This window comes from Aliiroseovarius sp. D2-2, assembly GCF_055809455.1.
In genome coordinates this window covers 1,991,088-2,008,157 of record NZ_CM147913.1, presented here as the reverse complement: position 1 = coordinate 2,008,157, position 17,070 = coordinate 1,991,088, and the positions used below count along the sequence as shown (strand labels likewise).

16 protein-coding genes, 1 tRNA gene and 3 pseudogenes are annotated in these 17,070 nt (G+C 54.6%); 13 read left to right on the top strand and 7 right to left on the bottom strand.

Annotated elements, in window-relative coordinates; all coding sequences use genetic code 11:
* The first annotated feature begins 26 nt into the window (after nucleotides 1–26).
* The 3 genes and pseudogenes from AC0L6A_RS09905 to AC0L6A_RS09895 all read left to right on the top strand — a co-directional run bounded on the left by AC0L6A_RS09905 (nucleotide 27) and on the right by AC0L6A_RS09895 (nucleotide 1,500).
* Complete coding sequence (locus AC0L6A_RS09905) at nucleotides 27–452, top strand: PaaI family thioesterase (protein WP_473289682.1); 426 nt, start codon at nucleotides 27–29, stop codon at nucleotides 450–452.
* A gap of 57 nt (nucleotides 453–509) precedes the next feature.
* Nucleotides 510–797 (top strand): annotated as a pseudogene (locus AC0L6A_RS09900) (SLAC1 family transporter); the annotation flags it as partial.
* 85 nt (nucleotides 798–882) lie between these two features.
* On the top strand, nucleotides 883–1,500 hold the full coding sequence (locus tag AC0L6A_RS09895) for an SLAC1 anion channel family protein (RefSeq protein ID WP_473289681.1): 618 nt from the start codon (nucleotides 883–885) through the stop codon (nucleotides 1,498–1,500).
* A gap of 47 nt (nucleotides 1,501–1,547) precedes the next feature.
* Here the strand turns inward: AC0L6A_RS09895 and AC0L6A_RS09890 are convergent, their stop codons facing one another.
* Nucleotides 1,548–1,781 (bottom strand): DUF1127 domain-containing protein, encoded by a 234-nt coding sequence (locus AC0L6A_RS09890; protein ID WP_473289679.1) that lies wholly within the window; start codon nucleotides 1,779–1,781, stop codon nucleotides 1,548–1,550.
* A gap of 94 nt (nucleotides 1,782–1,875) precedes the next feature.
* On the opposite strand from AC0L6A_RS09890, the gene AC0L6A_RS09885 reads away from it, so the two are divergent.
* The 5 genes from AC0L6A_RS09885 to AC0L6A_RS09865 all read left to right on the top strand — a co-directional run bounded on the left by AC0L6A_RS09885 (nucleotide 1,876) and on the right by AC0L6A_RS09865 (nucleotide 4,990).
* A complete protein-coding gene (locus AC0L6A_RS09885) occupies nucleotides 1,876–3,294 on the top strand; it encodes an aminotransferase-like domain-containing protein (RefSeq protein ID WP_473289677.1) in 1,419 nt (472 codons plus the stop codon).
* A 150-nt stretch (nucleotides 3,295–3,444) separates the two neighbouring features.
* Nucleotides 3,445–3,909 (top strand): 50S ribosomal protein L13, encoded by a 465-nt coding sequence (gene rplM / locus AC0L6A_RS09880; RefSeq protein WP_473289675.1) that lies wholly within the window; start codon nucleotides 3,445–3,447, stop codon nucleotides 3,907–3,909.
* A gap of 2 nt (nucleotides 3,910–3,911) precedes the next feature.
* A complete protein-coding gene (gene rpsI, locus AC0L6A_RS09875; RefSeq protein ID WP_473289673.1) occupies nucleotides 3,912–4,400 on the top strand; it encodes a 30S ribosomal protein S9 in 489 nt (162 codons plus the stop codon).
* 120 nt (nucleotides 4,401–4,520) lie between these two features.
* Nucleotides 4,521–4,597 (top strand) — tRNA-Arg (locus tag AC0L6A_RS09870).
* Between the two features lie 63 nt (nucleotides 4,598–4,660).
* Nucleotides 4,661–4,990, top strand: a complete 330-nt coding sequence (locus tag AC0L6A_RS09865; RefSeq protein ID WP_473289671.1) for a nucleotidyltransferase domain-containing protein — start codon at nucleotides 4,661–4,663, stop codon at nucleotides 4,988–4,990.
* 89 nt (nucleotides 4,991–5,079) lie between these two features.
* On the opposite strand, the gene AC0L6A_RS09860 is transcribed toward AC0L6A_RS09865, so the two are convergent.
* A complete protein-coding gene (locus AC0L6A_RS09860) occupies nucleotides 5,080–5,823 on the bottom strand; it encodes a glutamine amidotransferase (protein WP_473293453.1) in 744 nt (247 codons plus the stop codon).
* A 118-nt stretch (nucleotides 5,824–5,941) separates the two neighbouring features.
* Entirely contained in the window at nucleotides 5,942–6,523 is a 582-nt protein-coding gene (gene mepK / locus AC0L6A_RS09855) for a peptidoglycan L,D-endopeptidase MepK (RefSeq protein ID WP_473289669.1), read from the bottom strand.
* Nucleotides 6,524–6,886: 363 nt separating this feature from the next.
* Between mepK and AC0L6A_RS09850 the strand changes: the two genes are divergently transcribed.
* Genes AC0L6A_RS09850 through AC0L6A_RS09835 form a run of 4 tightly spaced genes read left to right on the top strand, consistent with a single transcriptional unit; the run spans nucleotide 6,887 to nucleotide 11,183 of the window.
* Nucleotides 6,887–8,512, top strand: a complete 1,626-nt coding sequence (locus AC0L6A_RS09850) for a L,D-transpeptidase family protein (protein ID WP_473289667.1) — start codon at nucleotides 6,887–6,889, stop codon at nucleotides 8,510–8,512.
* A 56-nt stretch (nucleotides 8,513–8,568) separates the two neighbouring features.
* Nucleotides 8,569–9,675 (top strand): UDP-3-O-(3-hydroxymyristoyl)glucosamine N-acyltransferase, encoded by a 1,107-nt coding sequence (locus AC0L6A_RS09845; RefSeq protein WP_473289665.1) that lies wholly within the window; start codon nucleotides 8,569–8,571, stop codon nucleotides 9,673–9,675.
* Nucleotides 9,676–9,702: 27 nt separating this feature from the next.
* Nucleotides 9,703–9,969 carry an acyl carrier protein gene (locus AC0L6A_RS09840; RefSeq protein ID WP_473289663.1) on the top strand — a complete coding sequence of 89 codons (267 nt, stop codon included), beginning with the start codon at nucleotides 9,703–9,705 and terminating at the stop codon, nucleotides 9,967–9,969.
* A 5-nt stretch (nucleotides 9,970–9,974) separates the two neighbouring features.
* Entirely contained in the window at nucleotides 9,975–11,183 is a 1,209-nt protein-coding gene (locus AC0L6A_RS09835) for a beta-ketoacyl-[acyl-carrier-protein] synthase family protein (protein ID WP_473289661.1), read from the top strand.
* Nucleotides 11,184–11,254: 71 nt separating this feature from the next.
* Here AC0L6A_RS09835 and AC0L6A_RS09830 read toward each other — a convergent pair whose 3' ends face one another.
* Nucleotides 11,255–11,893, bottom strand: coding sequence for an invasion associated locus B family protein (locus tag AC0L6A_RS09830; protein WP_473289659.1), 639 nt, complete (start codon nucleotides 11,891–11,893; stop codon nucleotides 11,255–11,257).
* Between the two features lie 545 nt (nucleotides 11,894–12,438).
* Between AC0L6A_RS09830 and AC0L6A_RS09825 the strand changes: the two are divergent.
* Nucleotides 12,439–13,984: pseudogene (locus AC0L6A_RS09825) on the top strand (helicase HerA-like domain-containing protein).
* 14 nt (nucleotides 13,985–13,998) lie between these two features.
* Here the strand turns inward: AC0L6A_RS09825 and AC0L6A_RS09820 are convergent.
* From AC0L6A_RS09820 to AC0L6A_RS09810, 3 genes and pseudogenes are all read right to left on the bottom strand, one after another.
* A complete protein-coding gene (locus AC0L6A_RS09820) occupies nucleotides 13,999–14,352 on the bottom strand; it encodes a hypothetical protein (protein WP_473289657.1) in 354 nt (117 codons plus the stop codon).
* Between the two features lie 100 nt (nucleotides 14,353–14,452).
* The gene (locus tag AC0L6A_RS09815; protein WP_473289656.1) at nucleotides 14,453–15,733 is read right to left on the bottom strand and encodes an HlyC/CorC family transporter; all 1,281 of its coding nucleotides are present in this window, start codon (nucleotides 15,731–15,733) and stop codon (nucleotides 14,453–14,455) included.
* Between the two features lie 134 nt (nucleotides 15,734–15,867).
* Nucleotides 15,868–17,050, bottom strand: a pseudogene (locus AC0L6A_RS09810) (ammonium transporter).
* Nucleotides 17,051–17,070 lie beyond the last annotated feature (20 nt).

Sequence of the window (17,070 nt, the reverse complement as noted above, 5' to 3'; positions counted from 1 at the left end):
AGGCGGGAAGTGACATAGGGGAAACCATGCAGTTGAAAATGACGCAACGTGACTTGCAGGCCTTTCTGCAGACCGAGTTTCCGCAAGTGGCGGATGATTTCGAAGTGGCCGAGGTCGCGCCGATGCGGGCGACGATCCGCAAGCGCATTGGTGACAAGCATCTGCGGCCCGGTGGAACTGTGTCCGGACCAACAATGTTCGCTTTGGCGGATGTGGCTATGTACCTTGCGATCCTTGCCATGATCGGTCCAAAGGCATTGGCCGTGACCACCAATTGCTCAATTGATTTTATGCGCAAACCGGCATCTGATGCGGACCTTCTGGCCCATGCGACATTGCATAAGATGGGACGGGTCTTGGCTGTTGGGGATGTCTTGATTTTTTCGGAAGGCGATGATCGCCCGGTCGCCCGTGCCAGTTTGACATACTCGATCCCACCCGAACGGGCTTGACCCCCAAGGGGGAAAAGCGCACCCATAAGGGGATTGCAATATGTCCCCGAGGTTCTGATGAGCACCGAAACTGACCCCCAAGACAACATGCCCGCTGAGTTTAGCCGTCTGGCGCATTTTCCCGTGACTTTTTTCGCCATCGTGATGGGGATCATGGGTCTTACATTGGCTTTGCATGCGGGCGCACCGTCCATGCCTATGTTGGTAAACGCCTCGTCACTTGTGCTGCTGATTGGTGCGGCGATCATGATCATCATTTCAATGATCTATGTGGCCAAAGCGCTGCGGCATCCCGGAATGGTGATCGAAGAATGGCACCATCCGGTGAAATTGGCGTTCTTCCCAACAATCTCGATCTCGCTTCTGTTGCTGGCTACGGCCACCCACCCGCACAACGAAACGCTGGCAGAGTGGATTCTGGCTTGCGGGTGTGGCGGGGCAGGGTGTGTTGACGATTGCCGTGATTTCGGGGTGGATCAGTCACCGGTCTTTCCAAGTGGGTCATCTGACACCTGCATGGTTCATTCCAGCCGTGGGGAACGTGATTGTCCCGGTTCTTGGGGCTCGGATGGGGTATATCGAGACGTCTTGGCTTTTCTTTTCAGGCGGGATGCTGTTCTGGATCGTGCTTCTGACCTTGGTGATGAACCGGCTTATCTTCCACGATCCAATTGTCGCACGTTTGTTTCCCACAATGGTGATCTTGATCGCACCGCCAGCCGTGGCGTTTCTGGCCTATGTTTCGATGACCGGAGAGGTTGATGGTTTTGCGCGGATTTTGCTGAATGCGGGCTACATTTTTGCAGCCCTCGTGGTGGCGCAGGTGCCGCGTCTTGCGAAATTGCCCTTTGCGCTCAGTTGGTGGGCGCTAAGCTTTCCCATCGCTGCACTGTCGATTGCCTCTTTCCGCTTTGCTCAACTTGATGGGTCGCGGGCGCATGAACAAATTGGGTTTTTACTGCTGTTGGTGCTTTGTGGGGTGGTTGCTGGCCTGATCTACAGGACCGGTAAAGCCATCGCTCGTGGTGAGATTTGCGTACCTGAATAAAAAATGGCCGGGGAAAACCCCGGCCCAGTAAGAGGTCCGTTTAGGTATCAGTCACGCCAGAAGGGCTTTTCCGACTCAAACTGCGCATCGGTTTTCGCGACACCAATATCCTTGCAAAGATAATCTGGTAGATCCTTCAGCGCCTGTCGTGTGCTAAGTCGCACGCGCCATTTGGTGATGGTCACAGCGACGACAAGGGCCAGTTCCGCAATGGCGGGCAAGGGGCGTTGTGTGTCTAGAAAGGCGAGCCGGTCGTGCCGGTACGTGTTTCCGTGTTCCATCTTGAACTCCAAGAATTGTATTGATACAAAATGACGTTAATGTCATAACGTATTGATACAAACCGAACGCGTTACGCACAATTGGAACATTGTTATGGGTACAATATTTTCAGCCGAGCTTTTAGGCGGGCAGGGGCCAAAATACCGACGGCTTGTAAATGGATTGGCGGACGCCATCAAAACAGGCGCTTTGCCAGAAGGTGAAAAGCTCCCCCCTGTGCGAGAGCTGGCGTGGGAGCTTAAGATCACCCCAGGAACTGTCGCACGCGCCTATTCGATCCTTGGGGATGAAGGCTGGGTTTTGGCGGAAGTGGGGCGTGGAACCTATGTCCAGCCCATGAAGGACCTCGCGACCCCACGACCTGCACGAGGTATGGGGTATGTGAAGCGCCAAGAACATGCGTTGCACAACGAGCCTGAGACGGATTTCCTGTTTGCCCCGCGCTTGCCAGATGTCGGACAGGTCAGCATCATCAGGGATGCAATCAATGCAGCGGCCGACCTGCCAGATACGCTTTTGCTGCGCTATCCATTTCACGGGTCACAAGCATACCTGCGTGAAGCATTGTTGGACCACATCCCGGAAAGCGAAAGGGGTGGGCTAAGCGCGGAAGACATCGTTGTTACAAATGGTGGGCAGAACGCGATCATGCTGTCGATGCAGACCTTGCTGGCCGAAGGTCCGCGCGTTGTCATGGTCGAAGAGCATTCATATCCGGGGCTAAGGCGCGCTGTTGAGCTTTTGGGTGCGAAGGTCGTGGCAGTACCGATGGATGACCGCGGAGTGGACCCGCAAGCGTTGGAGCATGTTGCGCGCAGTTCGCAGGCCAGTCTTCTGTTTACCATGCCGGAGGCACATAATCCGACCTGTCGCGTGACGGACGAAGCAAGGCGCCATGAGGTTGCAGATGTAGCGCGAAAGCTTGGCTTTCATGTGGTGCAGGATGATTGCTATCGATTGGGGCCGGCGCGTGCGCCCAGCTATCGATCTATGCTGCCTGAACAGTCTTGGTTCATTTCATCATTCTCGAAAACCATATCGCCTGCGCTTAGGGCTGGTTACGCGGTTACGCCGTCTAACTGGTCGGGTAAATTGCGGCGGGTGGTGGATGTGAACTATTTTGGAATTTCATCGCCAACGGCTGAGATTTTGTACCAAGTGCTAACGCATCCCGATCTTGCACAGTCCATGGCCGAGATGCGCCGGAGAAACCGGGAATACATCGAAATTGCAGTGAACATGTTGGGCCGGTTCGAATTGGGGTGGAGCCATGATGTCCCGTTCTTCTGGCTTAAGCTGCCCCTAGGCTGGCGTGTTTCGAACTTCTGCCAGAAGGCTGAAAACAAGGGTATTCGGGTGCGCCCCGGGGATGATTTTGCTTTGCGCGATGGACCATCCCCGCAAGCGGTCCGCATTTCGGTGAACGGGCAGATGCCGTTGGATCATTTCCGGTCCGTGCTGTCTGAACTGGTCGAGCTTTTGGACAATCCAACGGATACTTTAAGCGCATAAGGGCTGACTCGCAGTGATTTGATGTGGGGTAAAATAATACCTTATTTGCAACCTATTGATAATGAACGATTTAATAGACCATACTGCGCTTGACCCGCCGCGCAAAACCTCTAAAACCAGCCCATCCGAAACCCAATCAGGGCTGAATCAATGAAAACCTTCTCTGCAACGCCTGCAGATATCGACAAAAAGTGGATCATCATCGACGCCGAAGGCGTTGTTCTTGGTCGTCTGGCATCGATTATCGCTATGCGTCTTCGTGGCAAACACAAAGCCTCGTTCACGCCGCATATGGACATGGGTGACAATGTCATCGTGATCAATGCGGACAAAGTACAAATGACCGGCAAGAAGCGCACCGACAAAGTGCACTACTGGCACACCGGTTACCCGGGCGGCATCAAGTCGCGCACTGCGGGTCAGATCCTTGAGGGCAAATACCCCGAGCGTCTGCTGACCAAAGCGGTTCAGCGTATGCTGCCAGGTGGCCCTCTGAGCCGTCAGCAGATGACCAATCTGCGCATCTACGCCGGCGCCGAGCACCCCCACGAGGCCCAGAGCCCCGAAGTGCTGGACGTCAAGTCGATGAACCCCAAAAACACACGTGAGGGCTGATCATGACTGAAGAGATCAAATCACTGGACGAGCTTAACGCCGTCGCAGAAGGCACCGAAGCCGTTGTTGAGATTGCAGCCCCCCGTGAGCCCGTCCGTGACGAGCTGGGTCGTTCTTATGCCACCGGTAAGCGTAAAGACGCGGTTGCCCGCGTTTGGATCAAGCCGGGTTCCGGCAAGGTCACCGTGAACGGTAAAGAAATGGACAAATACTTTGCACGCCCGGTGCTGCAGCTGATCGTTCGTCAGCCTGCACAGATTGCTGGTGTGGAAGGTGAATTCGACGTTGTTGCCACCGTTAAAGGCGGCGGTCTGTCGGGCCAAGCTGGTGCCGTAAAGCACGGGATTTCAAAAGCTCTGCAGCTTTATGAACCCTCGCTGCGTGGTGCCCTGAAAGCTGCTGGCTTCCTGACCCGTGACTCGCGTGTTGTTGAACGTAAGAAGTTCGGCCGCCGCAAAGCGCGTCGTTCGTTCCAGTTCTCGAAGCGTTAATCGCTGGACAACAAGTTTTGGAAGGGGCTGCCGGTTCGGCGGCCCTTTTCTTTTGTGGGCTTTGAAATCCGGCTCATTTCGTGTTGCGAGGGGCAGGGGGATGGCCTATATCCGCCTGAGGCACCCGTAGCTCAGCTGGATAGAGCGCTGCCCTCCGAAGGCAGAGGCCAGAGGTTCGAATCCTCTCGGGTGCGCCAGTTTTCCAAATAATCAAAGATCCTATCCAAATCAGTCACGCGAGATGGAGCAGTGTTTCCAACATGAGTTTATCAGAAGAAGATCGAAAAAAGATCATTAAGTGGGCTCAGCAACATTCCGAGATTGTCGAAGTTTATCTGTATGGTAGCCGTGCTCGCGGAGACAACAGAGAAGACAGTGACATTGATCTTGCGCTAGTTATGCGAGCTACACCTGGCACAAACAGCGGGTACGGCACTTGGTTTTTCTGGCACAAACGTTACAAAGAAGCACCGGATCTTGTCCTGGGACATCAGCCGCATTTAGAGTGGTACGAAGCGGATGCTGGTCTGGATTTCGTTGGGCCGGGCGTTCAACGGGATGGTGTCTTGCTCTTCCGTAGAGAAGATTAAGCAGGACGGCTCGTTACTCTTAAGATAACAACGTCCATTTGGACCTTTGTTCTTAGAACTCCAGTTAGCATTCACACTCTAGTTGCGGCTTAACTCTCGCGATACCGGTCCACAAAATTCCGTAGAATTTGCGCAGGGGCATGCACATTTGCGGCATGTACCATGTCGATCAGCACGTCGGCCTCTTCCGGTGGGAAATAGCCGTGGTGCTTGTAGATGCCAATCCGTGTCTCAAAATTATGCGCGTCGGCCTCTGGGTGGAACTGTGTGGCATAGACATTCTGGCCATAGCGGATCATCTGAAACGCGCAGGGCGCTGAGGTGACCAGCTGCACGCAGCCGTCAGGCAGGTGTTGCATGGCTTCCTTGTGCCCGACGAAGGCTTCGAACGCGTCGGGGATGCCTGACAAAAGCGGATCATCCTGACCTTCTTTGGTCACGCGGCACGGGCTGGCGCTGACGGGTTCTCCGAATTGATCTTTGGAGACCGATCCAGCTTCAAGGTGATGACCAAGAATGCCAATTCCGTAGCAGCAGCCCAGAAAGGGGATGTCATGGTCGGTGATCTGAGGCATCAAGGACAAGCATTCCGCTTCGATCTTGGCTTCGATCATGGATTTCTTTTCCGGCGCGTCCGACACACAGCCGGGTCCGCCGCCAACAATGACGCCAGCATAGTTGGACAGGTCCAAGTTGGCCGGAATATCCTCTTGATCCAGTCGAATGCGATGCACTTCGTCCACCGCAAGACCGCCTTTTGACAGAAATGCTTGGAACTCGTCATCCGAGGCATCGGTCTCGGGGCGCAGTTGTAGGATCAAGAAGGGTTTCATCGGGGCCTCGCCTTGCGTTCGGGACTTGATGCCAAAGCGGGGCAGGCGGGTCAACACCACCCCAGACACAAAAAAAGCGCCTGCGCGGCGCTTTCTTCAACATCAATGTAAGTTGGGCTTAGCGGCCCCAAGTACGAACCACGCCGCAATCCATATGCACGAAGTTCGAGCCAGAGTATCGTCCGACACCGCCACCACGACAGGCAACAGCAGCTTTGAACATCTGGTTGACTGAGCGCGACTTCAGGCGAAGATCAGCGGCCTGACCTTTCATATGAAGCGAGTTCTTCGCCACACCGCGAGAGCGGGAGCGAAGCATTGCGTTGGTCTTGGGCGAACGATAGCCCGAAAGCATGGTGTAGGGTTCGCGAACATCCATCAGGCCATGTGCGGCAGCCATGATGTCGACGGTGCGGGTGTCGATTTTGATCGACGTGTCCGTACGCCAGTCACGCATGAAATGGTTGATCTCTTTCAAGGCGTCTTTGATGTATTTGCCTTCAATCCAGTAGATCATGTTGATCGTTTCACCGGTGCGGCCAGAATACATGGCCAGACGGCGAACATCGCCGCCACCGCGTAGGAAGCCAGCTGCATTGGCATACATGGGGGCGGTTGTCACTGCGGTGGCTGCAAATGCACCCAATAATCCGCGTCGTGTAATGCCCGATTTCAAGCCGTTCGAAGTCCCGTAGGTCATAGTCGTAGCGTGTCCCGTCGCTTGCCTGTCTTCAATCCCGTGTGACTCTGTGGTCAGTTCAGGTGTGTGTGCCTATACCCCAGGCGTGCCTTCTTATGGCACAACTCGAATCGTGCGCCAAGTAGAGTTTTCAGTCGCTTAACGGGTTCAAGAAAAATCGGCAGGAATTTGCTGAAATTCCTAAAACTCTGGTTAACCGTGACCCCTTCGCTGCATTTCGGAAAGATTTGGTAAGGATATCCAGGAGTGGTGGCAAAAGTTATTCACAAAACCACCGGGAGTTTTCTTTATTGTGAATAGACAGTCGGTCCGAGATGTTGGAATACTGTTTTTCAGCACGATTGATATCATTTCGGACATCACATGACGAAAACATTGCCTACGCGGACACGTTCGCCATTTTTGACATTTGCATTTGCAGCCATTGGCGCTGTGACGTTCAGCTTCAACACGCCTTCAGTCGCCACGGCGCAAAGCTCTGTGTCCGCCTTTGCACAATCTGTTGCGGAAGCTGCGGCGCGTAACAGCGAGGTCGCAGCGTTTTATCGTGCAAATGCATACCAGCCGATTTGGACAGGTACGTCTCAGGCTGATTTGGCACGGCGCCAAGCGCTGCTTGCGGCACTGGCAGGGGCCAGTGATCACGGATTGCCGGCTGTAGATATTGAAGACCTGAAAAGTCGAATGGCAAATGTCTCATCGGTTCGGGAACTGGGCGCGCTTGAGGTTGAGCTGTCCAAACTGCTCGTCTCTTATGCGCAAGGCGTCAATTCGGGCATCCTGAAACCCTCGAAAGTCGACAGCGGGATCGTACGGAAAATCGATCGTATAGATGGTGCCGAAATTCTGTCAGCATTTGCTGGGGGTACACCTGCACGGTATCTGAAAACGCTGCCGCCAACGAACGCCGAATACGGCCGACTGATGCGCGAGCGGTTGCGCCTTGAGCAGCAGCTTCAACACGGTGGCTGGGGCGAGGTTGTTTCGGCAAAATCTCTGAAACCCGGCCAAAGCGGAAATGAAGTAATTTCGCTTCGTAACCGATTGGTTCGAATGGGTTATTTGAACCGATCTGCAAGCCGAAGCTATGATGCATCCATCCAGAAAGCCGTGCAGCAGTTTCAAGCGGATCACGGTCTGAATGATGATGGCGTTGCGGGTGCGGGGACCATCAAAGAAATCAATGTCTCGCCTGATAAACGTCTGTCGTCGATCCTTGTGGCGATGGAGCGTGAGCGCTGGACGAATTTTGAGCGCGGACAGCGTCATGTCTGGGTGAACCTGACCGATTTTACTGCGAAAATTGTGGATGGCGGAAGCGTCACGTTCCAAACGCGTTCGGTCATTGGTAAGAATATTTCTGATCAACGCAGCCCCGAGTTTTCGGATGTGATGGAATTCTTGGTGATTAACCCCACATGGAATGTGCCACGCTCGATCGCAACGAAAGAGTATCTGCCGATGCTCAAACGCAATCCAAATGCGGTCAGCCATCTGAAGCTGATCGACAGCCGCGGGCGCGTTGTGAACCGAGGTGCCGTAGATTTCAAAAGATTTACCGCACGCAACTTCCCTTTTGCGATCAAACAACCGCCATCTTCGCGCAATGCGCTGGGGCTTGTGAAGTTTATGTTCCCAAACAAGCACAACATTTATTTGCACGATACGCCGTCGAAAAGCTTGTTCGCACGGGAAGTGCGCGCCTTCAGTCATGGCTGCATTCGTCTTAGCGACCCGTTTGACTTTGCCTACGCTCTTTTGGCGAAGCAAAGCAGCGATCCAAAGGCGACGTTCCACAAGGCGCTGAATACGCGTAAGGAATCACGGATCAACTTGGAACAGCCCGTGCCGGTGCACCTAGTTTACCGTACAGCGGTCGCACCAGCGAAGGGGCGTGTAAACTATCGTCGCGACATTTATGGGCGAGATGCGAAAGTTTGGACGGCTTTGCAGAATGCTGGGGTAGCACTTCGCGCCGTGGATGGTTAAATCCTTTGGATACGGTAATCGGGCAAACCGGCTTGGTACTATCAAAGGAACGCTGAATGACATTCACCCTTTCAGATATCGCGGCCTCACTTGGGGCTAAATTTCAGGGCGATGGAGATATTGCCTTGTCCGGCGCTGCCGAGCCGCAGGACGCTGGGCCGGATCAGCTTGCTTTGGCGATGGACCCCAAATACGCAGACGGGATCGCCCAAGGGCAGGCCCGTGCCGCCCTGTTGTGGGAAGGTGCTGACTGGAAGGCGCTTGGCCTGGACGGTGCGATATGCATGACACGCGGGAAAACCGCGATGCCACTTCTGACCCGAGCACTTGATCCAGGACTTGGGATTGTTCAAGGTATACACCCTTCTGCGGTGGTGGATGAAACCGCTGAAATTGGCCGTGGTGCAAGGATCGGTCCACTGGCGGTGATCGGCGAGGACGTGAAGATCGGAGAGAATGCACAGATCGGAGCGCATGCCTCGGTTGGCTATGGAACCGTCATTGGCGATGACTTGATCCTACATCCTGGCGCACGCATCGCGCATTTGTGCTCCATTGGGAACCGCTACACCGGCCAATCGAACTCGGTCGTCGGTGGTGATGGGTTTTCCTTTGTGACGTTGGACAAAGAAAGCGCAGTTGAAAGCCTGCGTGGAAATATGGCCGAAGGGGAAACAGCAGCCTCGGTCGAAGGCAGCGCCCATTGGGCTCGCGTTCATTCGTTGGGCGGGGTCGAGATCGGCGACGACGTGGAGCTGGGTGCAGGGTCAACCATCGACCGCGGCACCATCCGCGCCACCCGTATTGGACGTGGCACCAAAATCGATTGTCAGGTGCAGGTCGGGCACAACGCCGAAGTGGGCGAAGATGTCATGATGTGCGGCAATGTGGGCGTGTCCGGATCTGCCAAGATCGGCAATCGCGTTGTATTGGGCGGTAAGGTCGGAGTCAGTGACAATATCTTCATCGGGGATGATGTGATTGCTGGTGGTGGGACCAACATCTACACCAATGTTCCAGCCGGTCGTGCCGTATTGGGCAGCCCCGCTGTGAAAATCGAAACCGAGATGGCCATTCGTCGCGAATTGCGCCGCCTGCCACGCTTGGCCGAGACGTTACGTGAGCTTCAAAAAACAGTTACAAAACTCGTAGACAAGGACTAGATATTCGCCAACGCGAAAGGAAACCACATGTCTGACAGTATTCAGAACCGCGTCATCGCCATCATCGCAGAACAGGCCGTGCTTGAACCGGGCGATGTAAATCTAGGCCAAACATTGGAAGATCTGGGCATCGATAGTCTGGGGCTGGTGGAAAGCATCTTCGCCATCGAAGAAGCCTTTGATATTTCAGTACCTTTTAACGCCAATGATCCGAAAGACAGCGAGTTTGATATCTCATCCGTCGCTGCGATCATCCGCGCTGTTGAGGGCCTGGTCGCGGACCAAGCCGCGTAAGCAAAATGAAAAGAATAGTCATTACAGGTCAGGGCACGATCAATGCACTTGGCCGAAATGTGCCTGAAACGCTAAATGCGATGCGTGAAGGCAAGTGCGGAATATCGGATCTTGAGTTTCAGGACGTGGAGCGTCTGTCGATCCGAATTGGGGCGCAGGTAAAGGGCTATGAGGCGGAGAAGACATTCAATCGTCAGCAGATCGCGCTTTATGACCGTTTTACACAGTTCACTCTGATCGCCGCACGCGAAGCCATCACGCAATCTGGGCTTGCATTCTCGGGCGAGCTTTCTGCGCGATCTGGCGTGGTATTGGGCACGTCGGGCGGGGGTATGAACACGCTCGATGAAAACTATCGATCCGTCTATGAGGACGGCAAAAACCGAGTGCATCCTTTTGTCGTTCCCAAGTTGATGAACAACGCGGCGGCCAGCCATGTCTCGATGGAATGGAACCTGAAAGGTCCAAGTTTCACTGTGGCGACGGCCTGCGCAAGTTCCAACCATGCGATGGGGCAGGCAATGATGATGATCCGGTCAGGTATGGCGGATGTCATGATTGCCGGCGGGTCCGAAGCCATGTTGTGTTTTGGCGGGATCAAAGCGTGGGAAGGTCTGCGTGTGATGTCAAAGGATGCGTGCCGACCGTTCTCGGCCAATCGCAACGGAATGGTGCAGGGCGAGGGGTCAGCCGTCTTTGTGTTCGAAGAATACGAACATGCCCGCGCCCGCGGGGCCGAGATCTTGGCCGAAGTGGTTGGCTTTGCCATGACCTCTGATGCGGCCGACATTGTGATGCCTTCGAAACAGGGTGCATCACGGGCCATTACCGGTGCCATGCGGGACGCCTGCATGAACCCCGAGGAAGTCACCTATATTAACGCGCATGGCACGGGCACGGCCGCCAATGACAAAACCGAATGTTCGGCGGTTGCGGATGCGTTTGGTCATCATGCGGATGATTTGATGATTTCGTCGACCAAATCGATGCATGGTCATTTGATCGGCGGAACCGGCGCGGTAGAGCTTCTGGCCTGTATCATGGCACTGCGTGAAGGCGTTATCGCGCCAACGATCGGCTATGAAGAAAGCGATCCGGAATGTGCTTTGGATGTGGTGCCAAATGTGGCACGCGATGTGAAGGTCGACGCTGTCCTGTCCAATGCATTCGCATTTGGGGGATTGAACGCGGTCTTGGCGTTGCGCGCGTTCTAAGAAGTCAAAACCTATCGCCAAACAAGAAACGCCGCCCACAGGGCGGCGCTTTAATTTCCAAGACCAGTGGCTTATTGCGCAGCAGGTTTTGGCGCTTTCAGCTCATCATAGCCAGCGGTGAAGCCCGACAGGGACATCGAAAGATTAACGCGCTGATCAGGTGCCGCAGCCGGTACGATGGATACAGTCGCTTTCGCACCACCTTTGAAGCCCGAAATCTCAGCAGCGGTGAAGCCGATATTGGCGACGCAACCCTGCTGTGTGCAGAAACGGAAGGGGTAACGGCGGCCTTGCGCGCCATCTACGGAAATCGTCAGCTGCTGCGTTAGCAGCGTTTCAAGCGGAACCACAACAGTGGCACCTGCAACAGCTTGTCCACTTTCAGGCAATTTGCCCATTGAAATCTCAGCAACTGGGTTGCCGGTTTCGTCTTTCAGCAGTTGATATAGCTGACACGGATCTTCACCACGACCTTCCGGCAGCACGATGCATTTGCGTTCCCAGTCGCCAGACACTTTCTCGACATAAGTCTGTCCGGGCTGACGTTCGCCGTCTACAGGCTCTCCAAGATCAACAAGAGGCTGCGTTGCCGGTGCTTCTTCTGTTTGGGCTTCTTCAGTGGTGGTTTCGGTGTTTTCCTGCGCGAAAGCCGCAGTGCCCATCGAAAGCGCTGCAATCAGCGAGAGGGATTTGATCAGCTCGATCTTCATGATCTTTCCTTGTATCGAAATCAGTTTTTGTTGTCGGTTGGATAGCATGACGTAAAAGTCGTGTCAGGTGGAAATGCTTATTCTAAGGGCGTTTTCATCGCATGACGGAAATGTTGGCAGCAAGTTGCCGATTGTCTGCGTTCTTAAGTGAAGATTTGGAGTGAAATCACGTCTGGTTTGAGGGTAAGGCAGGGGCAAAAAAGTAAAGAGACCCGCTATCGCGGATCTCTTCAAAATTTCTCTCCCTGCCGGACTGACCGGCTTATGGCTGTGACGCTATGTCACTTGTAAGGACCGGTCAAGACACATTTTGACGTGTAATCGACATTATTTTGACTTTCTACCGCGCGCCAATGGTCATTGGGGTGCAATTGGCTAAGTTACTGAATGTGTTAAGAAAACCGCGCCCGAAGGCGCGGCAGTCTGACAGGGAGGAAGTATTCCCACGCCAAAAGGGCGTCCGGGAATGAATACAGTATGGTCTGTAGTGGTTAATTTAGTATTGTCGCGAGCAAGAATATTAAAAAGCCCAGGAGACAGGCAAAATGAATGGTACGATTTTTATCGGTGGTGGCGGCGAAAACTACGGCGAAAAACAGGGACTTTTGCTGAAATATGCCAACCGCCACGGGCTTGTGGCTGGCGCTACGGGTACTGGTAAAACCGTAACCCTTCAGATCATGGCGGAAAGCTTTGCGGCCCAGGGTGTGCCGGTGTTTCTGTCTGATGTAAAAGGCGATCTTTCCGGGTTGGCGAAGGCAGGTACTGAAGGGTTCAAACTGCACGAGGCTTTCACATCCCGCGCCGAAAAAATTGGGTTTCCAGACTACAGCTATGACGCATTTCCGGTAACCTTCTGGGATCTTTACGGCGATCAGGGCCATCCGGTTCGCACAACAGTTTCTGAAATGGGGCCGCTTTTGCTGTCCCGTCTGCTGGAACTTTCCGATGCGCAAGAAGGTGTGTTGAACATCGCATTCCGCACCGCTGACGAACAAGGGCTTCCACTGTTGGATCTGAAGGACCTTCAGGCTCTTTTGGTCTGGGTGGGGGAAAACGCCAAAGACTCTATCTCTGCGTTATGGCAATGTTTCGACCTCGTCGATCGGGGCCATTCAACGGTCTCTTTTGGTTCTGGAGAACCAAGGGGGCCATAAGCTTTTTGGTGAACCGGCGTTGGAACTGTCTGACATCATGCGCACGGATGCAGATGGTCGTGGCCGGATATCGATCCTTGCGTCTGACAAGCTGATGGGGGCCCCACGGCTTTATGCGACGTTCCTTTTGTGGCTGCTGTCAGAATTGTTTGAAGAGCTGCCCGAGGTGGGTGATCCAGACAAACCAAAGCTGGTGTTCTTCTTTGATGAAGCACACCTTTTGTTTGATGATGCCCCAAAAGCGCTGGTTGATAAGGTTGAGCAGGTCGCCCGCCTGATCCGGTCCAAAGGCGTTGGCGTTTATTTTGTGACCCAGAACCCGGCAGATGTGCCCGAAGACATTCTGGGTCAGCTTGGCAACCGGGTACAGCATGCGCTGCGTGCATTCACTGCTAAGGACCGCCGCGCCCTGAAGCAAGCGGCTGAAACTTATCGCGACAACCCGCGGTTTTCGACCGAAGACGCCATCCGTGAGGTTGGTGTGGGCGAGGCTGTGACCTCGTTTCTGGAATCAAAGGGCGCACCGGGCGTGGTTGAACGTACGTTGATCAGACCGCCTTCGTCGCAACTTGGTCCCCTTGAGGCCGCTGAACGTAAAGCGTTTATTGATGCCTCTCCGATCGCTGGGAAATACGAAACGCTTCATGACCGCGAAAGCGCCTATGAGGTTTTGACCAAACGGGCCGCTGACGCCGCGAAAGAAGCCGAGGATGCGGAACGCCGCGAGGAAGAAGCAGAAAGCGTGGCCGAGCGCGAATACCGCGCAGGGCGCCGCTATTCGGGCAACAAAGTCGGGCGCTCGACCTCGCGCAGAAAGTCATCCTCTGGCGGGTTTGGCAAAGCCGTGACCAATGTCGTGCTGAAAGAGCTGAAAGGCACCACAGGCAAGCGCATCGTGCGCGGCATTCTGGGATCGCTGTTTAAGGGACGTTAAAGGCGCGCGCGCACCTATCGCAAAGTGTAGGTGCGCGTGTTTCCGTCTTCACTGACCAGCGTTGCCTGATCGCCGTCGATCTGGACATTAAGACATCCGCTTGTGCGCATCGGCTCGGGCGTAGGCTCGGTCAGGGTGCGGCAGTATTTGCCGTCCTCGATTGTCCACGTACCACCAAACTGGAACTTGTCATTGCCGCCACTGATCGTGCCATCAGTTTCAAGTTTGATCGCAAGGCCGCTTTTGCCAACAAAAGATTTCCCCGCCAAATCGTGAAACAAGGGGTCCTGCGTATCGCTTTGGGCCAGAACGGCAGGTGTGACTGCCAGACATGCGCAAAACGCTGTGGTCAGTTTAAACGGTGACATGGTTGATGCTCCGATCTCAATTCGAGTTAACTTACCTAACCGCTTTCGGGCGGTCAGATGCAAGCGAGATGTCAGCGACAAACCCGCGCATCATGCGACCTTATAGAGGGCGGATCTTCAGCCGCTCAATCCGGTTGCCAGCACGTTCCGTGACCTCGAAGCGGAAGCCGTGGAAAGAAAACACCTGACCTTCATTGGGGATCATCTGTGCTTCGTGAATGACCAAGCCTGCAATGGTATTTGCTTCCTCATCGGGCAGCTCCCAATCATTCGCGCGGTTCAGGTCGCGGATGGTCACACCACCTTCCACCATGAAGCTGCCGTCATTTTCTGACTTGATTTCGTGCTCAGATTCGACATCGAATTCATCCGTGATTTCGCCCACGATCTCTTCCAGAATGTCTTCCAGCGTGATTAGGCCTTCAAGCGATCCATATTCATCGACGACAAGCGCAAAATGCGTGTGGCGCTTCAGAAACTCGCGCATCTGATCGTCCAAAGTTGTCGTCTCGGGGATGAAATAGGGTTCCATCGCGACCTGAAGAATATCGAATTCTTCGATAATTCTGCCTTCGCGTTGAAACGCATACATGGCGCGGCTTAGGTCTTTGGCGTGTATGACGCCAATGATGTTTTCGGGTTCATCTTTATAGATCGGATGGCGTGTGTGACGGGATTCAAGGATCTGCTCCAACACCTCAACAGCGGGGGCTGAGATGTCGATCATTTCGATCTGGCTACGGTGAAGCATGATCTCTTCCACAGCGCGGTCGCCCAGATCCAAGGCTCCCAGCAACCGGTCGCGGTCTTCTTTCTCAACAGACCCTTCCGAGTGGCCAAGGGCGATTGCGCCCATGATCTCTTCCCTGACTGCAAGGATATGACTGTCCGGGTCGATTTCCACACCAAACAGACGCAGCACACCGCGCGTGATGGCCCGGACTGCCGATACGATCGGCGCGAAAACAAGGATGATCAGCGCAATGGCCCCCGAGGCTTTCGCCGCGGCAGTTTCCGGACGCGTGATGGCGTAGGTTTTGGGCAAAACCTCAGCAAAGATAAGCACCAGCAACGTCATGACCAACGTCGCAAGTGCCACGCCGCTATCGCCAAAAAGCCGTGTGAACAGGGCAGTGGCAAGCGAGGCCGCAAGGATGTTCACAAGGTTATTGCCCAACAAGACAGACCCGATCAGGCGTTCGTTGTCCTCGGTGATGTCCAAAGCGCGTTCAGCGCCGCGATCACCTTTGTCAGCACGCCTGCGCAACTTACCACGCGAGGCAGCCGTCAAGGCTGTTTCAGAGCCCGAGAAAAAGGCAGACAGCACCAAAAGCGCAGCAATCGACGCGCAAGAAATCCAAAAACCGCTGTCCAAATCCATCAAATTTCTCCTTTGTTGCCACATCTTATGGGCACTTGTGCCGGGGCTTTCAAGTGAGCGGTGTCATTGCCGCGGAAAAGCGAAAAGGCGAAAGCTTGCGCCTTCGCCTTTTTAGTTGCCGTGAGTGGGCAGGTTTATGAGGTGATGTCGTAGGCGCGCTCGCCGTGAGCGGACAGGTCCAGCCCGTTCACTTCGCTTTCGAGGTCGGCGCGCAAAGGTGTGATCGCTGCGGTGACTTTGATCAGCACATAGGTGATCACGAAGGTGAAGACACCTACGATAAGAAGCGCACCCATTTGCGAAACCCACGCGCCTTGTCCGAAAACGGCAATCATGATCGTACCGAAGATGCCGCCGACACCATGTACGGCGAACACGTCCAGTGTGTCGTCAATCTTTAAGGTGTTGCGCACAAGGTTCACGGCCTCTTGGCACAGGACCCCAGCGACCGCACCGATGATCAACGCTTCAATCGGCCCAACGAAGCCCGAAGCCGGTGTGATCGACGCTAGGCCTGCAATCGTACCGGTGACGATGCCAACAAGGCTGGATTTGCCAAACTTGATGCGTTCATAAAGCGCCCATGACAGCGATGCGGTGGCCGCCGAGATATGCGTGACCGTGATGGCCATGGCTGCTCCGCCATCTGCGGCCAGCTGAGAGCCTCCGTTAAAGCCAAACCAACCGACCCACAGCATGGCTGCGCCCACAAAAACCATCCAAGGCGCGTGAGGCGGGGTGGTGCGATGTTTGCGCGGACCAAGGGCCACAGCGATCATCAGGGCAGCAATGCCTGCAGTTTCGTGCACAACGATGCCGCCAGCAAAATCGCGGGTGCCAACCTCGCCAAAGATACCGCCATCTGCCAGCGCGCCGCCGCCCCAGGATCCAATGCACCACGGGGGCGTAACAAAGAAGCATCCAGAGGGACGAGAAGGTAAGGACAAAGCCGAACCCCACACGCTCTACATAGGCACCAACGATGAGGGCAGGGGTGATGATGGCAAAGGTCATCTGGAAGGCAAAGAACAGCACTTCGGGAAGGCTGCCTGACAGGCTGTCAGCTGTGACACCAGTCAGGAACATCTTGTCCAGCGATCCGAACCAGCCATGGGTCGCGTCCCCAAAAGCAATTGTGTATCCGAAGGCCAGCCATAGGATGCTCATCAAACACGCGATGGCATAGACATGCATGAACACGCTCAGCACGTTGCGCGCCCGTACAAGGCCGCCATAAAACAGCGCCAATCCCGGCAATGACATGAACAGCACCAGTGCCGTTGCTACGATGATCCAGGCAGTATCTGCGCCGTTCATAATTCACTCCTTGGTTTTCA